22 protein-coding genes and 1 pseudogene are annotated in these 25,089 nt (G+C 64.1%); 11 read left to right on the top strand and 12 right to left on the bottom strand.

Annotation, left to right across the window (positions count from 1 at the left end):
- Positions 1 to 21 precede the first annotated feature (21 nt).
- Positions 22 to 1,704, top strand: a complete 1,683-nt coding sequence (gene yidC / locus ACK5JE_RS03790; protein ID WP_416800388.1) for a membrane protein insertase YidC — start codon at positions 22 to 24, stop codon at positions 1,702 to 1,704.
- A gap of 191 nt (positions 1,705 to 1,895) precedes the next feature.
- Entirely contained in the window at positions 1,896 to 3,314 is a 1,419-nt protein-coding gene (gene mnmE, locus ACK5JE_RS03785) for a tRNA uridine-5-carboxymethylaminomethyl(34) synthesis GTPase MnmE (protein ID WP_416800387.1), read from the top strand.
- A gap of 344 nt (positions 3,315 to 3,658) precedes the next feature.
- Here the strand turns inward: mnmE and ACK5JE_RS03780 are convergent, their stop codons facing one another.
- The 4 genes from ACK5JE_RS03780 to ACK5JE_RS03765 form a co-directional block, all read right to left on the bottom strand.
- Positions 3,659 to 4,807, bottom strand: a complete 1,149-nt coding sequence (locus tag ACK5JE_RS03780) for a hypothetical protein (RefSeq protein ID WP_416800386.1) — start codon at positions 4,805 to 4,807, stop codon at positions 3,659 to 3,661.
- A 33-nt stretch (positions 4,808 to 4,840) separates the two neighbouring features.
- Positions 4,841 to 5,890, bottom strand: coding sequence for a Fic family protein (locus ACK5JE_RS03775; RefSeq protein WP_416800385.1), 1,050 nt, complete (start codon positions 5,888 to 5,890; stop codon positions 4,841 to 4,843).
- 594 nt (positions 5,891 to 6,484) lie between these two features.
- A complete protein-coding gene (locus ACK5JE_RS03770; protein ID WP_416800384.1) occupies positions 6,485 to 6,778 on the bottom strand; it encodes an antibiotic biosynthesis monooxygenase family protein in 294 nt (97 codons plus the stop codon).
- Between the two features lie 52 nt (positions 6,779 to 6,830).
- A complete protein-coding gene (locus ACK5JE_RS03765) occupies positions 6,831 to 7,946 on the bottom strand; it encodes an NAD(P)/FAD-dependent oxidoreductase (protein WP_416800383.1) in 1,116 nt (371 codons plus the stop codon).
- A gap of 218 nt (positions 7,947 to 8,164) precedes the next feature.
- On the opposite strand from ACK5JE_RS03765, the gene ACK5JE_RS03760 reads away from it, so the two are divergent.
- The 4 genes from ACK5JE_RS03760 to ACK5JE_RS03745 all read left to right on the top strand — a co-directional run bounded on the left by ACK5JE_RS03760 (position 8,165) and on the right by ACK5JE_RS03745 (position 11,944).
- Positions 8,165 to 8,662 (top strand): MarR family winged helix-turn-helix transcriptional regulator, encoded by a 498-nt coding sequence (locus ACK5JE_RS03760; protein WP_416800382.1) that lies wholly within the window; start codon positions 8,165 to 8,167, stop codon positions 8,660 to 8,662.
- Between the two features lie 74 nt (positions 8,663 to 8,736).
- The gene (locus ACK5JE_RS03755) at positions 8,737 to 9,162 is read left to right on the top strand and encodes an organic hydroperoxide resistance protein (RefSeq protein WP_416800381.1); all 426 of its coding nucleotides are present in this window, start codon (positions 8,737 to 8,739) and stop codon (positions 9,160 to 9,162) included.
- A gap of 64 nt (positions 9,163 to 9,226) precedes the next feature.
- On the top strand, positions 9,227 to 10,531 hold the full coding sequence (locus ACK5JE_RS03750; protein ID WP_416800380.1) for an MFS transporter: 1,305 nt from the start codon (positions 9,227 to 9,229) through the stop codon (positions 10,529 to 10,531).
- 147 nt (positions 10,532 to 10,678) lie between these two features.
- On the top strand, positions 10,679 to 11,944 hold the full coding sequence (locus ACK5JE_RS03745) for an MFS transporter (protein ID WP_416800379.1): 1,266 nt from the start codon (positions 10,679 to 10,681) through the stop codon (positions 11,942 to 11,944).
- A gap of 90 nt (positions 11,945 to 12,034) precedes the next feature.
- Here the strand turns inward: ACK5JE_RS03745 and ACK5JE_RS03740 are convergent, their stop codons facing one another.
- On the bottom strand, positions 12,035 to 12,319 hold the full coding sequence (locus ACK5JE_RS03740) for a heavy-metal-associated domain-containing protein (RefSeq protein ID WP_416800378.1): 285 nt from the start codon (positions 12,317 to 12,319) through the stop codon (positions 12,035 to 12,037).
- Positions 12,320 to 12,427: 108 nt separating this feature from the next.
- Here ACK5JE_RS03740 and dinB point away from each other — a divergent pair, with 108 nt between their 5' ends.
- The gene (gene dinB / locus ACK5JE_RS03735; protein WP_416800377.1) at positions 12,428 to 13,561 is read left to right on the top strand and encodes a DNA polymerase IV; all 1,134 of its coding nucleotides are present in this window, start codon (positions 12,428 to 12,430) and stop codon (positions 13,559 to 13,561) included.
- A gap of 4 nt (positions 13,562 to 13,565) precedes the next feature.
- On the opposite strand, the gene ACK5JE_RS03730 is transcribed toward dinB, so the two are convergent.
- Positions 13,566 to 14,438, bottom strand: a complete 873-nt coding sequence (locus ACK5JE_RS03730) for an MOSC domain-containing protein (RefSeq protein ID WP_416800376.1) — start codon at positions 14,436 to 14,438, stop codon at positions 13,566 to 13,568.
- Positions 14,439 to 14,609: 171 nt separating this feature from the next.
- Between ACK5JE_RS03730 and ACK5JE_RS03725 the strand changes: the two genes are divergently transcribed.
- Together ACK5JE_RS03725 and ACK5JE_RS03720 are read left to right on the top strand one after the other, a co-directional pair.
- Positions 14,610 to 15,506 (top strand): EamA family transporter, encoded by an 897-nt coding sequence (locus ACK5JE_RS03725; protein ID WP_416800375.1) that lies wholly within the window; start codon positions 14,610 to 14,612, stop codon positions 15,504 to 15,506.
- Positions 15,507 to 15,571: 65 nt separating this feature from the next.
- Complete coding sequence (locus ACK5JE_RS03720; protein WP_416800374.1) at positions 15,572 to 16,762, top strand: acetylornithine transaminase; 1,191 nt, start codon at positions 15,572 to 15,574, stop codon at positions 16,760 to 16,762.
- Positions 16,763 to 16,911: 149 nt separating this feature from the next.
- Here the strand turns inward: ACK5JE_RS03720 and ACK5JE_RS03715 are convergent, their stop codons facing one another.
- Positions 16,912 to 19,086, bottom strand: a complete 2,175-nt coding sequence (locus tag ACK5JE_RS03715; protein ID WP_416800373.1) for a malate synthase G — start codon at positions 19,084 to 19,086, stop codon at positions 16,912 to 16,914.
- A 279-nt stretch (positions 19,087 to 19,365) separates the two neighbouring features.
- Between ACK5JE_RS03715 and ACK5JE_RS03710 the strand changes: the two genes are divergently transcribed.
- Both ACK5JE_RS03710 and ACK5JE_RS03705 read left to right on the top strand, forming a co-directional pair.
- Complete coding sequence (locus tag ACK5JE_RS03710; protein ID WP_416800372.1) at positions 19,366 to 19,692, top strand: ArsR/SmtB family transcription factor; 327 nt, start codon at positions 19,366 to 19,368, stop codon at positions 19,690 to 19,692.
- Positions 19,686 to 20,000 (top strand): annotated as a pseudogene (locus tag ACK5JE_RS03705) (arsenic resistance protein); the annotation flags it as partial. The gene ACK5JE_RS03710 and the pseudogene ACK5JE_RS03705, both read left to right, overlap by 7 nt.
- Before the next feature lie 133 nt (positions 20,001 to 20,133).
- Here the strand turns inward: ACK5JE_RS03705 and pyk are convergent.
- The 5 genes from pyk to hyi all read right to left on the bottom strand — a co-directional run bounded on the left by pyk (position 20,134) and on the right by hyi (position 25,073).
- Positions 20,134 to 21,555: a pyruvate kinase gene (pyk, locus tag ACK5JE_RS03700; RefSeq protein WP_416800371.1), complete on the bottom strand. Its 1,422-nt coding sequence runs from the start codon at positions 21,553 to 21,555 to the stop codon at positions 20,134 to 20,136.
- Between the two features lie 10 nt (positions 21,556 to 21,565).
- On the bottom strand, positions 21,566 to 21,982 hold the full coding sequence (locus ACK5JE_RS03695) for a GlcG/HbpS family heme-binding protein (RefSeq protein WP_416800370.1): 417 nt from the start codon (positions 21,980 to 21,982) through the stop codon (positions 21,566 to 21,568).
- A 28-nt stretch (positions 21,983 to 22,010) separates the two neighbouring features.
- Positions 22,011 to 23,273, bottom strand: coding sequence for a glycerate kinase type-2 family protein (locus ACK5JE_RS03690; RefSeq protein WP_416800369.1), 1,263 nt, complete (start codon positions 23,271 to 23,273; stop codon positions 22,011 to 22,013).
- A 63-nt stretch (positions 23,274 to 23,336) separates the two neighbouring features.
- Positions 23,337 to 24,221, bottom strand: a complete 885-nt coding sequence (glxR, locus tag ACK5JE_RS03685; RefSeq protein ID WP_416800368.1) for a 2-hydroxy-3-oxopropionate reductase — start codon at positions 24,219 to 24,221, stop codon at positions 23,337 to 23,339.
- Between the two features lie 75 nt (positions 24,222 to 24,296).
- Positions 24,297 to 25,073 (bottom strand): hydroxypyruvate isomerase, encoded by a 777-nt coding sequence (gene hyi, locus ACK5JE_RS03680; RefSeq protein WP_416800367.1) that lies wholly within the window; start codon positions 25,071 to 25,073, stop codon positions 24,297 to 24,299.
- Positions 25,074 to 25,089 lie beyond the last annotated feature (16 nt).

Here is a 25,089-nt window from a genome sequence, read left to right as displayed (position 1 = left end):
CATACAGAAAAACAGGCGCCAATGGACATTCGACGCACCATCCTCTGGATGATCTTTTCCTTTTCGCTGCTGCTGTTGTGGAACAACTGGCAGGTCTATCGGGGCCAGCCGTCGCTGTTCTCCCTGACGCCGCCCGCGACCCAGCAGTCCAAGACCGCCAAGTCCGACAATGGCCAGCCTGCCGGCGTGCCTGCGTCCGCAGCCGCGGCCGCCGCGCAGCCCGGGACGCCGGCGACGGTGCCCGGTTCGGCCGTCGAGTCCCAGGGGCAGAAGATTCACCTCAAGACCGACGTCTACGACCTGACGTTCGACACCACCGGCGCCCAGCTGGTGCAGGCGCAGTTGCTGCAGTACAAGTCCCTGAAGGGCGACGATGGCCCGATGTATCTGCTGAACGATCAACCGGGTGACACCTATGTGGCCCAGACCGGTGTGGTCGGCGCTCCGCAGGGCAGCGGCTATCCGACGCACCTGACGCCGTTCTCGCTTGTGACGCCGGAGCCCGTCGTCAAGGGCGACACGACGGAAATTTCCTTTGAGGCGACGGACGGTCAGGTCAAGGTGGTCAAGACCTTCATCGTGCCGCGCAATGGCTATGACATCCGTGTCCGCCACGACATCATCAATCAGGGCGAGCAGCCGATCAATCCCTCGCTGTATCTGCAGCTGACGCGCGACGGCAACGATCCGCCGAACACTTCGGGTTTCTACAGCACCTTCACGGGCGCGGCGGTGTACTCGTCGGAAGACAAGTTCCAGAAGGTGAAGTTCGACGACATCGCCAAGGGCAAGGGCAGCTACATCCAGCAGGCCGACAACGGCTGGATCGGTATCGTGCAGCATTATTTCGCCAGCGCCTGGGTGCCGCCCCAGGGCACGGTGCGCAGCAACCAGGCATTGCGCCTGGCGGACAATCTGTACGCGATCCGCACGATCGAGCAGGTCGGCGCCATCGCGCCGGGCGCGCAGCGCTCGGTCGAGGCCAATCTGTGGGTCGGCCCGCAGGACCAGCAGGCGATGAGCGCGGTGGCGCCGGGCCTGGAGCTGGTGGTCGATTACGGCTGGGTGACCATCATCGCCAAGCCGATGTTCAAGTTCATGACCTGGCTGCACTCGCTGCTGGGCAACTGGGGCTGGACCATCGTAGTGCTGACGCTGCTGATCAAGCTGGTGTTCTACCCGCTGTCGGCGGCCAGCTACCGCTCGATGGCAAAGATGAAGCTGGTCGCGCCGCGCATGCAGCACCTGAAGGAAAAATTCGGCGACGACAAGGCCAAGCTGAACGCCGCCATGATGGAGATGTACCGCACGGAAAAGATCAACCCGCTGGGCGGTTGCCTGCCGATGCTGGTGCAGATCCCCGTGTTCATCGCGCTGTACTGGGTGCTGCTGGCCAGTGTGGAAATGCGCGGTGCGCCCTGGATTCTGTGGGTTCACGACCTTTCGGTGCGCGATCCCTGGTTCATCCTGCCGGCGATCATGATGGCGACGATGTTCCTGCAGATCAAGCTGAACCCCACGCCGCCTGATCCGACCCAGGCCAAGATCATGATGATCATGCCGCTGGTGTTCGGCGGGATGATGTTCATGTTCCCGGCCGGTCTGGTGCTGTACTGGTGCGTGAACAACACGATTTCCATTATCCAGCAGCGGGTGATCATGAAACGGCTTGATCGGGAGAAAGCGGCCGCGGCGTCGAGCTGACGGCGGCTTTCCCTCCCGGATGCGGGACGACGGCGCTCTTTACGGAGCGCCGTTTCTTTTGAACGTGCGGTGCTGCGTTCCTGGGTATCGGGGCAGGCCGGCCCGGCTTGCCCTTATGATGCGGTTTGCCATGTCCTATCATAGGGCTGCTTTGTGGGCGCCGTCCCATTGACCGGTCCGAACCTGTCGAGATGACTGAATTTTCCTCCGATCCCATCATTGCCATTGCCACGGCGCCCGGCCGGGGCGGGATCGGCGTGATCCGGATTTCGGGTGCCGGCCTGAGAGGCTGGGCCGATGCGCTGTGCGGGCAGGCCTTGACGCCTCGTCATGCCCACTACCTGCCGTTTCGCGACCGCGGGGGCGAGATCATGGACGAGGGGCTGGCGCTGTTCTTTCCCGGGCCGCATTCGTATACCGGCGAGGATGTGCTGGAATTGCAGGGACACGGCGGCCCTGCGGTGCTGCGGCGCGTGCTGGAGGACTGTCTGGCGCGTGGCGCGGACATGGGCCTGCGTCTGGCGCAGCCGGGCGAGTTTACCCAGCGCGCCTTCCTGAACGATCGCCTGGATCTGGCCCAGGCCGAGGCCGTGGCTGATCTGATCGAGGCCAGCTCCACAGCAGCGGCGCGCAGCGCCATGGCATCCCTGTCGGGCGCTTTTTCCACCGAGATCGATGCCTTGAGCGAGCGCATCGTCCGGTTGCGCATGCTGGTCGAGGCGACGCTGGATTTCCCCGAGGAGGAAATCGATTTTCTGGAAAAATACCAGGCGGCCGAGCGCCTGGGCGCAGTGTCGGCGGCACTGGATTGCGTGCTGGCGACCGCGCGACAGGGGCTGGTGCTGCGCGAGGGGCTGCATGTGGTCCTGGCGGGCCAGCCCAATGTGGGCAAGTCCAGCCTGCTCAATGCCCTGGCGGGGGAAGACGTCGCCATCGTGACGCCGATTGCCGGCACTACGCGTGACCGGGTGGTGCAGCAGATCCACCTCGATGGCATCCCGCTGCACATCGTGGACACCGCCGGTCTGCGCGAGACCGAGGACACCGTCGAACGCATCGGCATTGAGCGCAGCTGGGCCGAGATCGCTCGCGCCCAGGTGATCCTGCACTTGCAGGATGCCCGGCATCCCGATGATCCGCTGGATGCGCAGATCGTGCAGCGACTGCCGGCCGGTGTGCCGGTGTTGAGGGTGTGGAACAAGATGGATTTGCTGGGGCATGGAACCGTTCCTGCGGACGGTTCCATCCCAGGCAAATCCGAGCGGCATGCAAGCCGCGAGGTGGACACGCCCGACAATATGCCGTTGCGTATTTCCGCGCAGACCGGCGCGGGGCTGGACGCGCTGCGCGCGCGGCTGCTGGCCATCGCGGGCTGGACGCCGGGAACGGAGTCCCCCTGGCTGGCGCGAGAGCGGCACGTGCGCGCGCTGGAGGCGGCGCGTGCGCATTTAGAGGCCGCAGCGATGCATGCGGCGCACAGCGATCAGGTGCTGGATCTGTTTGCGGAGGAACTGCGTCTGACGCACGAGGCCTTGTGCGGGATCACGGGGCAGTTCACGAGCGATGATTTGCTGGGAGAGATTTTTTCGCGGTTCTGCATCGGGAAGTGAATCGATGGCCAAGGACATCCACTGACGTCTTCAGAATGACTTTAAATTAGCGTAGATAAAGGAATCTTTGTCTGCAGACAAGTTCGGTGATACAGTCGAAGCCACTCACTGATATGTCCAAGTTTGGTACCAAGTAGCGGGATTCTTGCTCTCCATCCCTCTGCTTGGACATACGGAGGATGAGATGGCACTGACCGATACCGCGCTCAAGGCACTCAAGCCCGGGGACAAAACCGGTACGGGCTCTTGCCAGGCGATGCCATGTGCTTCGAGCAGGCTGACCAGACGGGCGTTCTCGGCACGGAGGCGGGCGAGCTCATCGTTGCGGTCGGCCATCTTCAGGGCTAACCCGGCCACAGGCCGGCATCGGCCAGGCGGCGCAGCAGGGCCGCACGCCTTGCATGCGGTACGAGGAAACGTCGCAGCTCGCGGTCGAAGGCTTCACGGCTGGAAACCAGGGCATAGCCTTCGGCAAGCTCGGCCAGTATCCGCATGGCTTGGTCGTAGCCCGATGCACCGCCGCGTGCGGCATGGGTATCGGCGGCTTTCCACGATTCATCCGGAGAGGCCATCAACTGGCGCAGCTTGGCTTTGTGTTGGCGGCGACGCTCGGCCTCTCGCTTCGCATGTGCCTTGGCTTCGCGTACTCGCCGGATCGCGGCGACCGATTGGGCCAGTCCGCGCAGCTCCGCCACCCGGCGGCGGGGAGAATCCGGTGCCACCGGGCGCTGGGCTTTCAGCCATGCGGCGTAGCGGGATTTCACCTGACGTTCCGCTTCTTGGCCATGCCCCAGTGCGAGCTTCGTGAGCATGTCCTTCATGTCGGAGACCTGCCAGGTATCCAGCCATGGGGTCATGCGCGTCGTTTCTTCATCGCCCGCTGGCATGGACGCAGCGCTTCCGGTACTGGCGGCTTCGAACAGGTCCGGGTCGATCTCCAGGAATTCGACCAGGGCCTGCTGTGCAGGCGACAGTTCCGTCAGGCCCGGTGGAACGTCCGGCTCCTGCGTATCATCGTCCAGCGCATCGCCAGCGGCCAGCCAGCCCAGGTATAGTGGTCGCAGGTCGCCACGCAACAGTTCGTCACGCAGTGGAATCAGCCGGCGCATCCAGCCGCTGCCATCATCTTCTGCAAAGCGGTCGTAGTCTTCGCTTTCGTCCAGGGTCCAGTCGAGGATCCAGTGCGTATCGCTGAACTCGACCGAAAGCGTGGTCGGGGCAATGAAGGGACGCAGCTCGGCCTTGTCAAAAGCAGCCTTCGGCAGCCGCAGCGACAGATGGCAACTGCACCAGTTAGCCGAATAGACAAAAGCGTCGAAATAGTGCCGCATCCACTCGGCTGGATCAGCCTTGAGGTCGCCCCATTCGTAGTGGTTGGTGAATCCGCCGGGGGTGATGACAGCGCGGGTGGAGATGGCGCGAAGCTTGGCCATCTCGGACTGGGTCAATGGCCGGTCGATGGCCGCGAATTCATAGTACTGGTATTCACTCATGGCATTGGTGTCTTGCTCGGTCCGGAGGGCAACTCAGCGCAACTCGTACCACGTCCCACGCCCGCCCCCCCGCTGGACCAAATGCTCCTGTTCCACCAACGTACGCAAGTGTTGTTTGAGCGTATTCCGGTTGCCGCCGGTCAGGCGAATGGCTTCGGCCATGGTGATCCTGCCATGCTCGCGCGTAAATTCGACAATCTGCAGCGCCAGGTCCGGCAGCTTGGTCAGCACCAGCTTCTCGCGCTCGACCTTGCGTTCCAGGCGGCGTACCTGCTGGGACAGCGCACGCAGGAAGAACACCAGCCAAGGCTGCCAATTCGGCGTATCGGTGCGGATGCTGCCTTGTGTCTGCCGCAGCGCCAGGTAGTAGGCTTCCTTGTTCTGCTCGATCACGCTTTCCAACGAGCTATATGGCACGTAGGCATAGCCGGCCTGCAGCAGCAGCAACGTGGTCAGTACCCGGCTCAGGCGGCCATTGCCGTCCTGGAACGGGTGGATCTCCAGGAACACCACCACCCAGATGCCGATGAGTAGCAGCGGATGCAAGCGTCCATGACTACGCTCCTCGTTGAACCAGGTCACCAGTTCGGTCATCAGATGCGGTGTATCAAAAGGCGTGGCAGTCTCGAAGACAATGCCCAACTGCTTGCCGCTTTCATCGAACGCGGCCACGCTGTTGCTGGTGGTCTTGTAGTTGCCACGATGCCAGGCATCCTTGTCGCTGTAGGTCAGCAGGTCGCGGTGCAATTGCCGGATATGGTTTTCGGTCAGCGAGATGTCTTGCCAGGACGCAAACACCAGTTCCATGACTTCAGCATAACCAGCGACTTCCTGCTCGTCGCGTGTCTCGAACGACTTGATCTGCAGGTTGGCAAGCAAGCGCTCGACTTCGCGGTCCGACAGCTTGCTGCCCTCGATACGGGTCGAAGAGCCGATGCTTTCGATCGTGGCCACCCGCCGCAGCGCCGACAGCCGATCCGGTGCCAGCGTGCCTAGCGCCCGCCACGCGCCCTTGAATTCGTCGATCCCGGCGATCAGGCTCAGGATGTCGGTGGTGATCTGGAGGGTGTCTGTGCGGATCATGGAACCAATGGTACACCCATTTACACCCAATCATGACTCCCAACCATTTCGGAACCCATTTACACCCATTCCTATCGTGGCTGGCGCAGTAACCGAAAGCAAAGACCTTGCGCCATGGAAGTCCAGCGGGGGATACACTAAAACAGTGGGTCCAAGAATAGGTCCAAGTGGGACTCCGTGCTCAGAATGAATCTTTATGAATCAATAAGACATGGTTCAATCAATCCCCCTGCATCGGGGAATAGAAACGTTTCCGATAGATTCCGCATAGATCAGGCAAAATGTGCGCCCTTCATGATGATATACCTTGTTTTCAGACCGGAGTATGGGCATATAGCCATTACCGGGGGCGGCGACATGGCACTATCAGATGCAAAGCTGTGGGCTGGAGCCTGCGGACAAAACCTGGCCGATGAGGGCGGCCTGTCTCTGGTCATCCATCCCGGCGGGGCCAAGTCCTGGCAGTACCGCTATCGGATCGCGTGGGCGTAATGCCAAACAAGAAAAGAAGAAAAGGTGATCCTTGGCGGCTACCCGCTGACACCCATTTCAGCAGGCCCCGCGCAACACATATCGAGCCCACTGCCCATCCCGCTACTCGATCACTACCTCTGAATGCACCACTTCCGGCGCCTTTTCAAAAAACGCGCCGACCAGGCCGCGCCAGGTCTGGAAATCGTCCGATTGACGGAAATGCACCATGTGGTCGTCCAGGGTCTCCCAATACACCATCAGCACGTATTGCTCAGGGTGTTCGATGATGTGGTGCAGCTCGACGCGCTTGCAGCCCCGGGCGCGGTGAAAGAGCGGCAATGCTTTTTGAACGCCGGCCTGGAAGTCGGCCTGGGTGCCGGGATTGACGGTGATGTGGGCCATTTCGCGGATCATGTCGGACTCCAGAGAACAAGGGTTGAAGACGATTGCGTGGTGATGCATTGTGTCATGGCATGCCCGGGCTTTGCATGACCTCGTCGGTGATAGCCAGGCAGGCGGTCAGGCCCGGGGACTCGATGCCGTACAGGTTGATCAGGCCGGGGATGCCGTGCGCACGGACGTCCTGGATGATGAAATCGGCGTCCTGGCCGGCGGGCATGACGAGCTTGGGGCGGATGCCGGCATAGTCGGGATGCAGGACGTCGTCCCGCAGGGCGGGCCAGTAGCGGCGGATGGCGGCGTAGAAACCCTCGGCCCGGGCCGGATCGACGCGGTAGTCGATGGTGTCGATCCATTCGACGTCGGGGCCGAAGCGTGCCTGCCCGCCCAGGTCGAACGTCAGATGCACGCCCAGGCCGCCGGGTTCCGGCACGGGATAGATCAGGCGGGAAAACGGCGCCTTGCCCGAGAGTGCGTAGTAGTTGCCTTTGGCATAGCGACCGGCGGGGATGCTGTCGGGAGGCAGGCCATCGAGCGCGGCGGAGAAGGTCTGGGCATGCAGACCGGCGCAGTTGATGACGCGGCTGGCGATGAGTTCCATGGGCTCGTCGCCTCCGATACGCAGCAGGATTCCCTCGGTGCGTGCCAGGATCTGACCTGACAGGACCGGGGACCGCAGGGCCAGCAGGCCGCCGGCGGATTCCAGGTCGCCTTGCAGGGCGAGCATCAGGCCGTGGCTGTCGATGATGCCGGTGGAGGGCGATTCCAGGGCTGCCACGCAGCGCAGTGCGGGTTCCTGCGCTCGCGCCTGATCGGCATCCAGCCAGCACAGGTCGTTCACGCCGTTGGCGACCGCCGCATCGTGGATTTTTTTCAGCGCAGCAGTCTGTTCCTCGCGGGTGGCGACGATGAGCTTGCCGCAGCGCTGGTGAGCCACGCCGTGTGATGCGCAGTAGTCGTACAGGGACTGACGGCCCCGCACGCACAGCCGTGCTTTGAGTGAGCCGCGCGGATAGTAGAGGCCGGCGTGAATGACTTCGCTGTTGCGTGCGCTGGTCCCGGTGCCGATGGCGGATTCGGCCTCCAGTACCAGGGTTTCCAGGCCGGCCTGAGCGCAGGCGCGGGCGACCGCCAGGCCGATGACGCCGGCGCCGATCACGACGCAGTCGACGCGATCCGTCATGGTGATTTCCTTGAGTAGGTCAGGGTGAAAGTGTATCGCCGCTTTTCTGCCTGCGCTGACGGCCCCTGGCGCGATGAGCCTGAGCATGGGATCGGCCGGTGCGCACGACAGGTTGATGGCATGAAGCGACAGATGTCGGACCGCGCCATAAGAACAGGGATCGGATGGTATTATAAATATCGTTTGCTATTAAATAGTGCGCTATATAAAATGAGGCCATGAGCCGTTCCAACCTGTCCCTTGCCGCCACACCGCCCGCCCGTCTGACGCTGGATGCCCAGCTTTGCTTTGCGCTGTATTCGACGCAACTGGCGATGGGCAAGATCTATCGCCGTCATCTGGCCGATCTGGGGCTGACCTATCCTCAATACCTGGTGATGCTGGTCCTTTGGGAGGCGGACGGGGTGACCGTCTCGGCGCTGGGGGAACGGCTGTACCTCGATTCGGCCACGCTGACGCCCTTGCTCAAGCGGCTGCAGGCCATGGGGCTGTTGCGCCGCGACCGTTCGGCCCAAGACCAGCGCCAGGTCTGTGTGACGTTGACCCAGGCGGGACGCGATCTCTGGCGCCGCGCCAGCGACATCCCGCAAGGCGTGCTGTGCGCCACAGGTTGCTCGCCTGGTCATGCACGGGTCCTCAAGGCCGAACTGGAGGAACTGCGTGCGAATCTGCTGGCGGCGGCCGCCCTCCCTGAAAACCGCACGGCGCCGGACTGACCGGCCCGCTGATGAGTCGTCGCCGATCGTGGTGCGGGCGGCGTCTCTGGAACCGCACCACAAGGAGTCCAATCATGACAGTCGAAAATGTTCTCTACACCGCCCATGCCACGGCTGTTGGCGGCCGTGAAGGCAGCGCCAAATCGTCCGATGGCCACCTGTCCGTCAAGCTGTCCACGCCGAAGGAACTGGGCGGCGCGGGCGGTGAGGGCACCAATCCGGAACAGTTGTTTGCGGCCGGCTATTCGGCGTGCTTTCTGGGTGCGCTGAAGCTGGTCTCCGGCAAGGAAGGCGTCAAGCTGCCCGAGACGACGGAGATCTCCGGTTCCGTGGGGATCGGCCCCATCCCCACCGGGTTCGGGATCGCTGTGGAACTGAAGATTTCCGCGCCCGGCGTGGATCGTGCAACCCTGGAGGGTCTGGTGCAAAAGGCGCATGTGGTGTGCCCTTATTCCAACGCCACGCGCAACAATGTCGATGTAAAGTTGACGGTTCAATAAATTCATCAATGAACGGCCGCCTTTAGTTTTGTGATGGCCGGATCCAGACTGCCGGGGCCTTTCGGTGCGCCGTCCTTTTCTTGATTTGCTGGCCGCCCCCCTGGCGCGCCAGGGGCTGCATTATGGCTGGGTGGTCGCCGCCCTCGCCTTTCTGACCATGCTCAGCTCCGCGGCAGCCATTGGGCTGCCGGGCGCTTTTTTGTTGCCGCTCAGCCGGGAATTCGGCTGGGACATCGACCGGATTTCCTCGGCTCTGGCGGTGCGTTTCATGCTGTTCGGCCTGATGGGGCCTTTTGCTGCGATCCTGATCGAGCGCTACGGCCTGCGTCGCATCATCTGTCTGGCGCTGTCGTTAGCGGCGTGCGGCCTGGGCCTGGCCGTGTTCATGACGCAATCCTGGCATCTGGTGTTGCTGTGGGGTGTGGTGCTGGGCGCGGGCGCAGGATTGACGGCGCTGGTGCTGACGGCGATCGTGGTCAACCGCTGGTTCGACCGTCATCGGGGGCTGGTGCTGGGGGTGTTGACCGCCAGTTCGGCCACCGGGCTATTGGCCTTTTTACCGCTGGCGACATGGCTGATCGAGGTGGCGGGATGGAGGCTCGCGCTGTTGCCGGTGGTGGTGTGTTGTCTGGCGGTGGCAGGCCTGGTCGGTCTGCTGATGTGCGATCGCCCTGAGGACATGGGCTTGCGGCCTTACGGTGCGGACCCGCAGACGCCGCCCGAGCCTGTGCTGGTCGGTCGCCCTGGCTTTGGCACGCCGATCGCAGTGTTGTTCCAGGCCGCCCGCCGTCCAGTGTTCTGGGTGCTGTTCGGGACGTTTTTTGTCTGTGGACTGAGCACCAGCGGCCTGATCCAGACGCATTTCATTACCTTGTGCGGAGATTACGGCCTGTCGCCCGTGCCGGCCGCCTCGGTGCTGGCGCTGATGGGGGTGTTCGATCTGGTCGGTACGGTGCTGTCCGGCTGGCTGTCGGATCGCTACGATAATCGCAAGCTGCTGTTCTGGTATTACGGGTTGCGCGGCCTGTCGCTGTTCTGGCTGCCGCATTCAGGGTTTTCATTGGTGGGCCTGTCTGTGTTCGCCATGTTCTATGGGCTGGACTGGATTGCCACGGTGCCGCCGACAGTGCGGCTGACGACGGCAGCCTTTGGCAAGATCCAGGCGGGGATGGTGTTTGGCTGGATCTTCGCCGGCCACCAGATCGGCGGGGCCATTGCGGCTTATGGTGCGGGGCTGTCGCGCACGGTCTGGCTGACCTACGATCCGGCCCTGTATGCCGCCGGGCTGGTCTGTCTGATCGCTGCTTTGGCGGTTTTCCTGATTCGGCGGCCCGCGCCGGGGCCTGTCCCGGAAACACGGATTGCTTAGGAGGTGCGCCCGCCCAACCGCTATTTGTGTTGAGGCGCGCTGCCCGGCCGTGTGCAAGCGCGTGATATGACCTGGATCAGGTAACCTTTTGACAAAGATGGATATGATCCTGCCCCAGGGGCTTGACCCCCATCAAGGGAGATCTTCATGTCATCGAGCGTCGCACCTGCGTCTGTGTCGCGCAAGGCGCTGTCTGTGCTGTTCGCCAGCACGTTCGCCTTCATTGCTTGTTTTGCCGCCTGGACGATGTTCTCGATCCTGGGCGTGCCGCTCAAGGCCGAGCTGGACCTGAGTGAAACGCAGTTTGGTCTATTGATCGCGACGCCGGTGCTGACCGGCGCGTTGGTGCGTGTGCCATTGGGCATGCTGACGGACCGTTTTGGCGGTCGGCTGGTATTTGTGTCGGTGTTGCTGGCTTGCGTACTGCCCTTGTACCTGATGTCGTATGCGACCAGCTATGGTCAGTTTCTGGTGCTGGCCTTGTTCGTGGGGCTGGCGGGAGGGGCCTTCTCTGTCGGTACCCCATATGTGGCGCGCTGGTTCGCGCCAGAACGTCGGGGGTTCGCCATGGGGGTGTTCGGTGCCGGCGATTCCGGGGCGGCGCTGAACATGTTCGTGGCGCCGCTCATCATCGGTGCGTTCGGCTGGACGATGCTGCCCCGGGTGTATGCGGCGCTGATGCTGGGAACAGCGGTGTTGTTCCTGATTTTCAGTCATACGAATCCGGCGCATCGGGCGTCATCGGCGACAGGGTTGCGCGAGCAGCTGGCTTTGCTGAAGTCGCCCCGTGTCTGGCGCTATTGCCAGTATTACTCGGTGGTGTTTGGCGGGTATGTGGGGCTGGCGCTCTGGATCACGGAATATTACGTGGCGGAATATGGGTTTGATCTGACACTGGCGGCCTTCCTGGCCATGGTGTTCTCACTGCCCGCCGGCGCGCTGCGGGCGCTGGGGGGCTGGTTTGCCGACCGGTATGGTGCGTATCCGGTGACATGGTGGGTGATGTGGGTCTGCTGGGTCTGCTTCTTTCTGCTGTCCTATCCTCAGACGCAGATGACGATCCAGACGGTGGATGGACCGGTGTCGTTGCATATCGGCTTGAATTCGACCCTGTTCACGATCCTGCTGTTCGTGGTCGGGGTGGCGATGGCGATCGGCAAGGCGTCGGTCTTCAAGTTCATCAGTGATGATTTTGCGGACAATATCGGCGCCGTGTCCGGCGTGGTGGGGCTGGCCGGCGGCCTGGGCGGGTTCATCCTGCCGATTCTGTTCGGTGTGCTGCTGGATGTGACGGGCGTCTATTCCAGCGCTTTCATGCTGCTCTACGGCACGGTCTGCGTGTCGCTGGTGTTCATGCACTATTCGTATCAGCGTGCGCCGCGGGCGGGCACGGAGCGGGCCGGGGTGGTGTGAGGGGGAAACATCCCTGCGCCTCGTGCCTTGCGGGGTACTCGGATAAGACAGGCATGAGATAGCCCGCAGGGGGCTATCTCAGATCCCGTCTTATCCCCCGCAGCCGCCGCAGCAGTTGCCGTCTTCACCGTGGACGGGCTTGAGGGCTTCGTAGCCGGCGTCCTGGACAGCGACTTGCAGGCGCTGGACGGAGACTTGGGCGGTGTCGAAGGTGACGGTGACCTTTTCGTCGGCCAGAGAGACGGAAACCTCCGAGACGCCGGGCACGGCGGACACGGCGCGGTCCACCTTGTCGGCGCATGACGGGCCGCGCAGGCCGACCAGGCCCAGGGTGGCGGTTTTCTGGGAAGAACGCTTCAGGGTTGCTGCTTCCATAGGGTCCTCGCAAGCGGGGGAAGCCCTCAGAGAGGGCAGGGTTATAGATTCATTTGAAATACATCTTCTAGGGCGGCTAGTATAGCAGGGCTATCGTCATTTCGTGCCATGCCCGTTGCCTCTTTTGTCCGCCGTATCGCGCATCTGGATATGGACGCGTTCTACGCGTCCGTGGAGTTGCTGCGCTATCCGGACTTGCGCGGTCAGCCGGTGGTGATCGGCGGATGGGGGCCGCAGCCTGCCGAAGGCGGATATGCCCGATTGCGGGACTATATCGGGCGTGGGGTGATCACGACGGCGACGTACGAGGCCCGCGCCTTGGGCGTGCATTCGGCCATGGGTATGATGAAGGCCGCGCGGCTGGCGCCGGATGCCGTGCTGTTGCCGGTGGATTTCCCGGCCTATCGTCATTATTCACGGCTGTTCAAGGCTGCTGTGGCTGAGATTGCCCCCTGTATCGAGGATCGCGGAATCGACGAGATCTATATCGATCTGACCGATTTGCCTCAGGAGTCGGCAGAACTGGCCCGTCTGCTGAAGCAGGCCGTGCGTGATGCGACAGGGCTGAGCTGTTCGATCGGCATTTCACCGAACAAGCTGCTGTCGAAGATCGCCTCAGATCTGGACAAGCCCGATGGCATCACGCTGATCGGTCCCGGCGATCTGGAGCGGCGCATCTGGCCCTTGCCGGTATCCAGGGTCAATGGTATCGGCCCGAAAGCCACGCGCAAATTGCAGGATCTGGGTATCGAGACCGTCGGCCGGCTGGCGCAGGCCTCGCCGGCGCTGCTGCAGCGCAATTTCGGGCTGAGCATGGCGCAATGGCTGCTGGAGGTGGCCCATGGCATCGACGACCGTCCAGTGGTGACGCAATCCGAGCCTAAATCCCTGAGCCGGGAAACCACATTCGAGCGTGATCTGCATGTGCGCCGCGACCGGTCGCTGTTGTCGCGGATCTTCCGGGACCTCTGTGAGCGCCTGGCCGAGGATCTGGCCCGCAAGAGGGTGCGCGGGGCGACAGTGGGCATCAAACTGCGTTTCGATGATTTCCAGATTGTGACCCGCGATCTGACATTGGATGAAGCGGTCGGAGACGCCGAGGCCATTCATCGGGCCGCCGGGCAGTGCCTGAAGCGGGTGCCGCTGGAGCGGCGTCTGCGGCTGCTGGGAGTGCGGGTCAGCAAGCTGGAGCCGGCAGACGCCGGCGACCAGCCGCATCCTGTACAACTGGATCTCTATTGATCGTTCAGAAGTCGTATTCCGGCTCTATGGTGTCGCCCACCTGCAGCCAGGTCTCGCCATCCGGCAGGGTGACAATGGCGTTCATGCCGAACAGTACGCCTTGCTCGAATTGTCTGTACCGGGCCAGGGTGCGGCCGGGTTCCGCGGCCGTATCGCCGGTCTGTGGATCGACGTTGGGGATAGGGCAGCGGGCGCAGGCCTTGACGAAGGCAAACCCGGCATCGCCCGTGCGGAATCCGGAGAGATGGTCCTCGTCATAGGGCTCGAGCCCCTGAAGCACGATGTTGGGACGAAAGCGAATCATGTCCACCGGGGGGATGTCCTGAGCCGCCAGTTGGCCGTTCAGTTCCTCCAGCGAATGCAGATTGGCGACCAGGAAAGGAAAACCGTCGGCGAAGGCGAAGGCATGGCGCTCCACCGGCAGAAAGGATTGCGGCCAGTCGGGGTGTGTCTGGATCCAGCGGGTGACGTGCGGCAGGCTGGCCAGCCGGTTCGCCCGGGGGTGCAGGTGGAGCAGTCGGCAGGAGGTGCCCAGGAAGGCGCTCAGCCATGTCGCGACTTCGTCGCCCTGGTCGGCGCCCAGGGTCCGGGTGCCCCAGATGGCGACCGGCACCGCCGGCGCCTGAGCGGATGGAGGCGGCACGAAACAGTCGCTTTGGCCGGGAGCGCGCAGCCACAGGCCGTCCTCGGCGGTGTCGGGGCGGATCAGCACCATGCGCGGGTGCTGGCGCTGTGTCATGAAAAGGCCCTGGGCGTCCACGATGACCCAATGCCGATCGAATGCCAGGCCGGATTCAGTGACGCGGACACGCGTGTGCGCCGTGCCGGCGCAGGATTTGACGGGATAGCTGTACAGGCGGTGGATGGCCAGGCGCATGGAATCTGCTGGTGGAGGGGGATGAGGGTCATTCTAAAGCGAATGCGCAGGACTGATGGGGCCAGCCTTTCCGTCCGGGCGATTTTGACCCGGGCCCGACCTTCCATCGATCCTCTCTCGATCATAAAACCTGAAATGCCGTAGCATGCAGGATTTGTGGCAGGAGGGCCCATGTCATTGAAAGACATCCTGGCGGCGCTGGTCGTCATTGTGGTGTGGGGGGCCAATTTTGTCGTCATCAAGGTCGGCGTGGATGAGATTCCGCCGATGTTGCTGGGCGCTTTGCGTTTCCTTTTCGTAGCGTTTCCGGCGGTGTTCTTCGTGCCCCGGCCGGCCGTGTCCTGGCGTTACGTCGTGGGCTATGGTGCGACTATCTGCCTGGGGCAATTCATTTTTCTGTTTCTGGCGATCTATCTGGGCATGCCGGCCGGCCTGGCTTCCCTGGTGTTGCAGGCGCAGGCGTTTTTCACGGTGGCGATTGCCGCGCTGGTGCTGCATGAGGCTATCCGGGCGCATCACGTGCTGGGCATCGGTCTGGCGGCGGCGGGACTGGTGTTGCTGGATCTGGGCGCCAGCGGCGAGGCGGGCGTGCCGCTGGTCGGGTTCTTGCTGACGCTGGCGGCGGCGTTCAGCTGGGCCTCGGGCAATGTGGTGCTGAAATGCGCCGGTTCGGTGCGCATGCTGTCGATGGTGGTGTGGGGCGCCCTGCTGCCGCCGATTCCGTTTTTGTTGCTGTCGGCGGGATTCGAGGGGGCGGATCGCATCGTCGCCAGCCTGACGCACATCAGCTGGCGCGGGGTGGGGGCGGTGGCCTACCTGTCGGGCGTGGCGACACTGATCGGCTATGTGCTGTGGGGCAGGCTGCTTTCCCGCCATCCGGTAGCCCGGATTGCGCCGCTCAGTCTGCTGATCCCGGTGGTGGGGCTGCTGTGCGCCGACTGGTTCCTGGGAGAGCGGCTGGGCCTGTGGCAATGGCTGGGCGGGCTCGTGGTGCTGTTCGGGCTGGCGGTGAATCTGTTCGGGGGACGCTGGGTCGCGCGCATCAAGGCCGCTCCGCGGACGCCTTAAGTCATAAAATAGCGGTTTGTGCGGCGGCGTGCCGTCGGGACTTCGTTTTTCAGGAATTCGCACACATGTCGATCGATCGTGCCGGGCTGAACGCCCTGATGGAAATCACTTCTCGTCCGGAGCTGGTCTTCGTCCGGGGCCAGGGTTCCTGGCTGGAAGACCACACCGGCAAGCGCTATCTGGATTTCATCCAGGGCTGGGCCGTGAACTGCCTGGGGCACAACCCGCAGGCCATGATCGACGCGCTGGACCGCCAGTCGCGGCTGTTGATCAATCCCTCGCCCGCGTTCTACAACCAGCCGTCCATCGATCTGGCGCGCCGCATCGTGGAGTCGTCCTGCTTCGATCGCGTGTTCTTCGCCAACAGCGGGGCGGAGGCCAACGAGGGCGCCATCAAGCTGGCGCGCAAATGGGGACAGCTGCACCGCAAGGGCGCCTACAAGATCATCACCTTCGATCACAGCTTCCACGGCCGCACCCTGGCGACCATGTCGGCTTCGGGCAAGGCCGGCTGGGACACGAAATTCGCGCCGCAGGTCGACGGGTTTCCCAAGGCCGACCTGAACGACCTGGATTCGGTACGCGCCCTGATCGACGATCAGACGGTCGCCGTGATGCTGGAGCCTATCCAGGGCGAAGGCGGCGTGATTCCCGCGACGCGTGAGTTCATGCAGGGATTGCGCGCCCTGACGCGCGAGCGCGGCCTGCTGTTGATCGTCGACGAGGTTCAGACGGGCATGGCCCGCACGGGGCGGCTGTACGCGTATCAGCATTTCGGTATCGAGCCCGACATCATGACGCTGGGCAAGGGGATCGGCGCGGGCGTGCCGCTGGCGGCCCTGTGCGCGCGCGAGGCCGTCTGCTGCTTCGAGCATGGCGACCAGGGCGGCACCTACAACGGCAATCCGCTGATGACGGCGGTGGGCGCGGCGGTCTTCGACGTGCTGATGGCCCCGGGTTTCATGGACCAGGTCAATGCGCGGGCCCGGCAGTTGTCGGCCGGCCTGGTGGCGCTGTCGGACAAGTGGGGGATGAACGGAGAACGCGGTCTGGGCCTGTTGCGCGCGCTGGTGATGGATCGCGACGATGGTCCCGCCCTGATCCAGGCCGCGCGCGATCGCGCGCCCGAGGGCCTGCTGCTGAATGCGCCGCGCGGCAATTTGCTGCGCTTCATGCCGGCCCTGAACGTGACGGCCGAGGAAATCGACACGATGCTGTCCTGGCTGGACGATTTGCTGGTCCAGATGCGCGGGTGAGCATGCCGCCCGGCGGCGGCTCCGCTGCCGTGGCGTCCGGGGAGACGTCGCGGCCGGTTTGATGGGCTGCGGCCGCAGTCGCAGCCCGCTGAAAAGACAAACGCCCCGGTGAATCACCGGGGCGTTTGCCTGCATGGAGCCGGGCCGTCTCAGGTCTTGGCCGCCTGCTCTGCCTTTTTGACCTGGCGCCAGTGGTGCAGCAGCGGCTCGGTGTAGCCATTGGGCTGCTCCAGGCCCTTGAAGATCAGGTCGCTGGCGGCCTTGAAGGCGCAGGAGGTTTCGAAATGGCCGGCCATCGGCTCGTAGGCGTCATCGCCGGCATTCTGCTTGTCCACCACGGTGGCCATGCGGCGCAGGGTTTCTTCGACCTGCTCGCGGGAGGCGACGCCGTGCAGCAGCCAGTTGGCGATGTGCTGGCTGGAAATCCGCAGCGTGGCGCGGTCTTCCATCAGGCCCACGTCGTGAATGTCGGGGACCTTTGAGCAGCCCACGCCCTGGTCGATCCATCGCACCACGTAGCCCAGGATTCCCTGGCAATTGTTGTCCAGCTCCTGCTGGATTTGCTTGGGCGTCCAGGTGGGCGCGGCGGTGACCGGCACGCTCAGGATGCGGTCGATATAGTCCTGATGCTGGTTTTCCAGGGATTTTTGCACCTCGACCACATCAACCTGGTGATAGTGCAAGGCGTGCAGGGTGGCGGCCGTCGGCGAGGGGACCCAGGCGGTGTTGCCGCCAGCCTTGAGCTGGGCGCTCTTTTGTTCCAGCATCGCGGCCATCAGGTCGGGCATGGCCCACATGCCCTTGCCGATCTGCGCGTGGCCGCGCAGGCCGCACTCCAGGCCGCTTTGCACATTGTTCGGCTCGTAGGCCTGGATCCAGGTCTGGGTCTTCATGTCGTGCTTGCGTACCATGACGCCGGCGTGCATGGAGGTATGCAGTTCGTCGCCGGTGCGATCCAGGAAACCGGTGTTGATGAAGGCCACGCGATCTCTAGCGGCGGCGATGCAGGCCTTGAGGTTGACGCTGGTGCGGCGCTCCTCGTCCATGATGCCCATCTTGATCGTGTTGGGCGCCAGGCCCAGCAGCTGCTCGACGCGGCTGAAGATCTCGCTGGCGAAGGCGACCTCGTCGGGGCCATGCATCTTGGGTTTGACGATGTAGATCGAGCCGGCGCGGGAGTTCTTGCGCGCCTTCAGGTCATGGATGGCGATCAGCGAGGTGAAGGCGGCATCCAGGATGCCTTCGGGGACTTCGTTGCCATCGCGGTCCAGGATGGCCGGGTTGGTCATCAGGTGGCCGACATTGCGCACGAGCATCAGCGAGCGGCCGTGCAGGGTGGCGGCGGCGCCGTCGCGCGCCGTGTACTCACGGTCCGGATTCAGGCGGCGGGTGATGGTCTTGCCACCCTTGACCAGATCCTCGCTCAGGTCGCCTTTCATCAGACCCAGCCAGTTGTGGTAGGCGAGAACTTTGTCTTCCGCATCCACGGCGGCGACGGAATCCTCGCAGTCCATGATGGTGGTGAGGGCCGATTCGACGACCACGTCCTTGATGTGGGCGGTATCGGTCTTGCCGATAGGATGGTTCGCATCGAACTGGATCTCGATGTGCAGGCCGTGATGGCGCAACACCAGGGCTTGAGGAGCGGCCGCATCACCGCGATGCCCCAGGAAAGCGGCGGAATCGGCCAGACCTGTGACCGTGCTGTCCTTGAGCGTGACTTGCAGGTCGCCCTGAACAACGGCGTAGGCGGTGGCGTCGGCATGCGAGCCTTTGGCCAGCGGGAAGCTGTCGTCGAGGAATTTGCGCGCGAAGGCAATCACGCGCGCGCCGCGCACCGGGTTGTAGCCGCCGGCGCGCGCGGCGTCTTCGGTGTCGGGAATCGCATCGGTGCCGTACAGGGCGTCGTACAGGCTTCCCCAGCGCGCGTTGGCAGCGTTCAGGGCATAGCGGGCGTTCATCACCGGCACGACCAGCTGTGGACCGGCCTGCGAGGTGATTTCGACGTCGACGCGATCCGTGGCGATGGAGACCTGCTCGGGGATGTCCTTCAGGTAGCCGATGTCCTTCAGGAAGGCGCGATAGGCCGCAGGATCGGCGATGGGGCCCGGATGCTTGGCATACCAATCATCCAGCGTGGCCTGGAGGCGATCGCGTTCGGCCAGCAGCGCGCGGTTTTTTGGAGCGAGGTCGTGAATGATTGCCGACAGGCCTTCCCAGAAGGCAGCCGCCTGCACATCCGTACCCGGCAGGGCTTCCTGTTCGAGGAAGCGGTGCAAGGAAGCGGCGATCTGGAGTCCATGGCTGGAGATGCGATCGGTCATGATGGTCCTTGAATAATCTGGAAGTCAATGATGGATTATAGGCAGTCTTCTATAAGAGTTGAAGTGGGGCCTTGCTTGTTGCGAGAGCGACGCATGCGAGGACAACTGAAGTGGCCCCCTTTCATCAGACAGCCTGAAGAAGTTCGTAAGCTCTGCTCCATGGTTTCTGACTCAGGCTGCCAACAGATTCTGCCCCAGACAGCGCGACGGCGGGACGCCATGAGCCTCTGTGTGTCGCTCATTTGCGCAATGATTCAATAAATGTTGTATTATCGAATCATGAATCAAGATCAAGCCGTTTCCGCCCTCGGCGCCTTGGCTCACACCCAGCGGCTGCGCGTATTCCGCGCCCTGGTGGTCGCGGGCCCCGAGGGACTGACGCCCAGCGTCCTTGCCGACCAGCTCGACGTGGCCCGTAACTCCCTGTCCTTCCACTTGAAGGAATTGGCCCATGCCGGCCTCGTCACCATCGAGCAGCAGGGCCGCAATCTGATCTACCGCGCCGACTTCGCCCGGATGAACGGTTTGCTCGGCTACATGACCGAGCACTGCTGCCAAGGCGGTGTCTGCGAGGTTTCCGACACAACCACCCGCTGCGACTGCTGACGCTGGTGTTGCTGTTCGCCTTCCAAGGCGAAGCCATTCTGCGTCAACCGCTGGTGATTGCCATGCTGGCCGTGCCCATTCTGATCCAAGTGTTCTTCAACTCCGGGTTGGCGTACTGGCTCAACCGCAAAGTAGGCGAGAAGCACAGCATCGCCGGCCCCTCGGCACTGATCGGCGCATCCAATTTCTTCGAGCTGGCCGTGGCCGCCGCCATCAGCCTGTTCGGTTTCCACTCCGGCGCGGCGCTGGCCACCGTGGTCGGCGTGCTGATCGAAGTGCCGGTGATGCTGCTGGTGGTGCGCGTGGTCACGCCGCTGAGTGCGTCCGTCTCGTTCCCTTGGTCATCCTTCCAGTTCCTTTGTCAGCATTATCGCCGGCTCAGGCCCAGGGCGCTCCGCTTATCGGGCTGGCTGAATTCCCGCCGCGACCTCTTTTCTGGCGTCAGTCGGGCACCTGGGCGATATGCAGCAGGTTGGTGCTGCCGCTGCGCCCGAACGGCAGGCCGGCGATCACGATCAGCATGTCGCCTGGTTCGGCCAGTCCGGCCTGGCGGGCAGCGGTGGTGGCCCGGTCGATCATTTCGGTCGATTCGTGCAGCTGTTCGGGGAAATGGATCGGGCGCACGCCCCAGGCCAGCGCCAGGCGCCGTGCGGTTTCAGGCTGCGAGGTCAGGGCCAGGATCGGGGTGGCGGGTCGTTCGCGGCTGGCGCGCAAGGCGCTGAAGCCCGAGGTCGTGTAGGCCACAGTCGCGGCCGGCTCCAGCAGGCCCGCGACACGGCGCAGGGCACAGCAGATGGCATCCGGGATATTGGCCTCGGCCGGACTGTGCGTGGCCTCCAGGTTGGCGCGCCAGGACGGATCGGCTTCGACTTCCTGGATGATGTGCTCCATGATGGCGACTGCCTCGACCGGGTATTTGCCGGAGGCCGATTCGGCCGACAGCATGACGGCATCGGCGCCGCTGTAGACGGCGGTGGCTACATCGGAGGCTTCCGCGCGGGTGGGCACGGGGGCGGTGATCATGGATTCCAGCATCTGCGTGGCGACGACCACCGGTTTGCCGGCGGCGCGCGCCCGGCGCACGATGCGTTGCTGCAGAACCGGGACGCGTTGCGGAGGCAGCTCCACGCCCAGGTCGCCGCGCGCCACCATGATGCCGTCGGCCTGCGCCACGATGGCGTCCAGATGCTCGATGGCGGCGGGTTTTTCCAGTTTGGCCATGATCCAGGCGCGCTGACCAATCAGGCTGCGCGCCTCGATGAGGTCTTCCGGACGCTGTACAAAGGACAGGGCCACCCAGTCCACGCCCAGCGACAGACCGAATTCCAGATCGGCGCGATCCTTGGGCGTCAGGGGAGAGATCGGCAGGATGACGCCGGGCACGTTGACGCCCTTGCGGTCGGACAGCGGACCGCCCACCAGGACGGTGGTCTCGGCGAAGTCCGGGCCGTGGTGGTCAACGCGCAAGCGCAGCTTGCCATCGTCGAGCAACAGGTCGGTGCCGTCTTCCAGGGCGGCGAAGATCTCCGGGTGCGGCAGGTTGGCGCGCGCGGCATCCCCCTCGGCGGGGTCCAGGTCCAGCCGGAAGGACTGGCCGGCCGTCAGGACGGTTTTGCCGCCAGCGATCCTGCCCACGCGCAGTTTCGGCCCCTGCAGGTCCATCAGGATGCCGATGGGGCGGCCCAGTTCCTGTTCGACCTGACGGACGATGCGATAGCGTTCGGCGTGGTCCTCGTGTGTGCCGTGGCTGAAATTCAGGCGGAACACATTGGCGCCTGCCTGCGCCAGGGCGCGGATCTGTTCGAACGAGGAACTGGTCGGGCCCAGGGTGGCCAGGATACGGACACGGCGATCATTGCGCATGATTCGGCTCTTATCGGGTGGGGGCTGCGGCGTCCAGGGCGTCCACGCCGGCCTGGGCCACCTGGGCGTCCTGGGCCGCCTGCACGCCGGAGACCCCGATCGCGCCGATGACGCTGCCTTCGAAGCGGACGGGCTCCCCGCCTTCCAGCGGGACGATGGGCATGGACAGGGCGGCGAACCGACCCTGGTTGACCATGTCCTCGTAGACTTTGCTGGGCTTGCCGCCGAGGACGCAGGTCCGGGCCTTGTCCGGGGCCACCTGGGCGCTCATGAGCGGCGCGCCGTCCATGCGCTGCAACCAAATCGCGTGGCCGCCGGCGTCGCAGATGGCGATGCTGACGTTCCAGCTGTTGCGGCGGGCTTCGGCCTCGGCGGCGTCCGCCATGCGGCGTGCGTCTTCCAGGGTCAGGACTCGGATGGTTTTCATGGTGTTTCTCCTGTGTGTGCCGTCGGGATCAAAGAACCAGGATGGCGCGAAAGTCGTTGACGTTGGTCAGGGTGGGGCCGGTGATCAGGGAATCGCCCAGGCGTTCAAAAAATCCGTGGCCGTCGTTGTCGTCCAGATGCGCGCGCGGCGGCATGCCGGTTGCCCAAGCGCGCGCCAGGGTGTCCGGGCTGATCAGGGCTCCGGCGATTTCTTCCTGGCCGTCGACGCCGTCGGTGTCTCCGGCCAGGGCGTGAACGCCTGGGGCGCCGTCCAGGGTAATGGCAAGAGACAGCAGACATTCGACATTGCGCCCGCCCCGGCCCTGGCCGCGCACGGTCACGGTGGTTTCGCCACCGGACAGCAGGACGCAAGGCGCGGTGATGGGCTGTCCATGCACGCGCACTTGCAGCGCGATGCCGCCCAGCACCTTGCCGACATCGCGCGCCTCGCCCTCGATGCGATCGCCCAGCAGCAGCGGCTTGATGCCGGCTTCCCGGGCGACCGAGGCGGCGGCCTCCAGGGCCATCTGTGGGGTGGCGATCAGGTGGGTTTCGACGCGGGCCAGCCGGGCATCGCCCGGTTTGAGGGTTTCGCCCTCGCCGGATTCCAGCAGCCGGCGGGCGCCGGCCGGCAGATCGATGCCGTAGCGGCGCACGATGTCCAGCGCGTCGGCGCAGGTGCTCGGGTCGGCCACGGTGGGGCCCGATGCGATGTCGCAGGGCTGGTCGCCGGGGACGTCGGAGATCAGCAGGTTGATCACGCGCGCGGGGGTGCAGGCTGCCGCGAGCCGGCCGCCCTTGATGCCCGACAGGTGGCGGCGCACGCAGTTCATCTCGGCGATCGTCGCGCCGGATTTCAGCAGGGCGCGGTTGATGGCCTGCTTGTCGGCCAGTGTCACGCCACTGCCAGGCACGGGCAGCAGCGAGGAGCCACCGCCCGAGATCAGGCAGATCACCAGATCGTCGGCCGTCAGGCCGGCGACCTGTTCGAACAGCCTCCGGGCGGCGATTTCACCGGCCTCGTCGGGGACCGGATGGGCCGCTTCCACGATCTCGATGCGCTCACAGGACACGGCGTAGCCGTAACGGGTGACCACCCGCCCCGTCAGCGGACCCGACCAATGCCGCTCGAACGCCTGTGCCATGGCCGCCGAGGCCTTTCCTGCGCCGATGACGATCGTGCGCCCTTTGGGCCGTTGTGGCAGAAAGGCGGGGATGCAGTGCTCAGGCTGGGCGGCGCGCACGGCAGCCTGGAACATGCGGGTGAGGAGTTCGCGGGGCGAAAGGTTCATGGTGCGGTCATCCCGAAAATGAGGCGTGGCTTCCCGGCGGAATGCGAGGAGCCAAGCTTACACTCATTGATCGATTTTGTGATTCGCCAGGATTTCCAGCGCGCGCACCATGCCGGAATGATCCCAGCCGGCGCCGCCGTGGGCCACGCAGGCATTGAACAGTTCCTGTGCCACGGCCGTGCTGGGCAGGGACAGGCCGAGCTGGCGGGCGGTGGTCAGGGCAAGATTCAGGTCCTTCTGGTGCAGGTTGATGCGGAATCCCGGATCGAAGGTGCGCTTGACCATGCGCTCGCCGTGCACTTCCAGGATGCGTGAGCTGGCGAACCCGCCCATCAGCGCCTGACGGACCTTGGCCGGGTCGGCGCCGGCTTTCGACGCCAGCACCAGGGCTTCGCTCACAGCTTCGATGGTCAGGGCGACGATGATCTGGTTGGCGACCTTGGTGGTCTGTCCGTCGCCGTTGCCGCCGACCAGGGTGATGTTCTTGCCCATCAGCTCGAAGATCGGCTTGCACTGATCAAAGGCGGCCTGGCTGCCGCCGATCATGATGGTCAGGCTGGCGGCCTTGGCGCCGACTTCGCCACCGGACACTGGGGCGTCCAGGTATTCGCAGCCCAGCGCGTTGATCTTCTTGGCGAATTCCTTGGTGGCGACGGGCGAGATCGAGCTCATGTCGATCACGATCTTGCCCTTGGACAGGCCTTCGGCCACGCCGTTTTCACCGAACAGCACCGCCTCGACATCCGGGGTGTCGGGCACCATGACGATGATGATGTCGGCGGCTTTGGCGACTTCCGTGCCGCTGGCAACAGCCTTGGCGCCCGCGTCCAGCAGGCTTTGCGGCGTCTTGCCGCGGGTAAACGTGACCAGGGCGTGGCCGCCCGAAATGAGATTGGCCGCCATGGGGGTGCCCATGATGCCCAGGCCGATGAAACCGATGTTAGCCATGTGATTGCTCCTTGTTGGATGTGGTAAAGGTCGGGTGCGATGCGCTGGCCGGTCGGCCGGCGGTGGTCGCCGCGATCAGGCCAGCGCCTGGATCCAGCCCAGGCCATCCGCGGTCCGGCCGGCTGGCTTGTATTCGCAGCCGATCCAGCCGCTGTAGCCGACCTGATCGATGTGGCGCAGCAGCCACTGATAGTTGATTTCGCCGGTACCGGGTTCGTTGCGGCCAGGATTGTCGGCCAGCTGGATGTGGCCGATGTCGCCCAGATGCTTGCTGATCGTGTTGCCGAGCTCTCCTTCCATGCGCTGGGCATGATAGATGTCGTATTGCACGCGCAGGTTGTCGGACCCGACCTCGGCGATGAGGGCCAGGGCCTGATCGGTGCGGGTCAGGAAGAAACCGGGAATGTCGAAGGTGTTGATCGGTTCGATGACCAGGCGGATGCCGGCTTGTTTCAGTGCGGCGGCGGCATGGCGCAGATTGTCGACAAAGGTCCGGTGCGCCGTGGCGGTGTCCACGCCCGCGGGAACCTTGCCGGCCAGGCAGTTGACCTGCGGGCAATTCAGGGCCTGGGCGTATTCGATGGCGCGGGCAACCCCTTGCTTGAATTCCTCGACCCGGTCGGGGTGGCAGGCGATGCCGCGCTCGCCGCCCTCCCAGTCTCCGGCCGGGAGGTTGTGCAGCACCTGGACCAGGCCGTTGTCCTCGAGGCGCCGGGCCAGATCCTGCTTGTCGTAGGCGTAAGGGAACAGATATTCCACGCCCTGGAAACCGGCCTTGGCGGCCGCCTGGAACCGGTCCAGGAAGTCGATCTCGGTGAACAGCATCGTCAGGTTGGCGGCAAATTTAGGCATGTGATGTGACTCCTGT

This window comes from Castellaniella sp. (genome assembly GCF_047971665.1).
Classification (GTDB): domain Bacteria; phylum Pseudomonadota; class Gammaproteobacteria; order Burkholderiales; family Burkholderiaceae_B; genus Castellaniella.
This window is presented reverse-complemented; position numbering and strand designations above follow the sequence as displayed.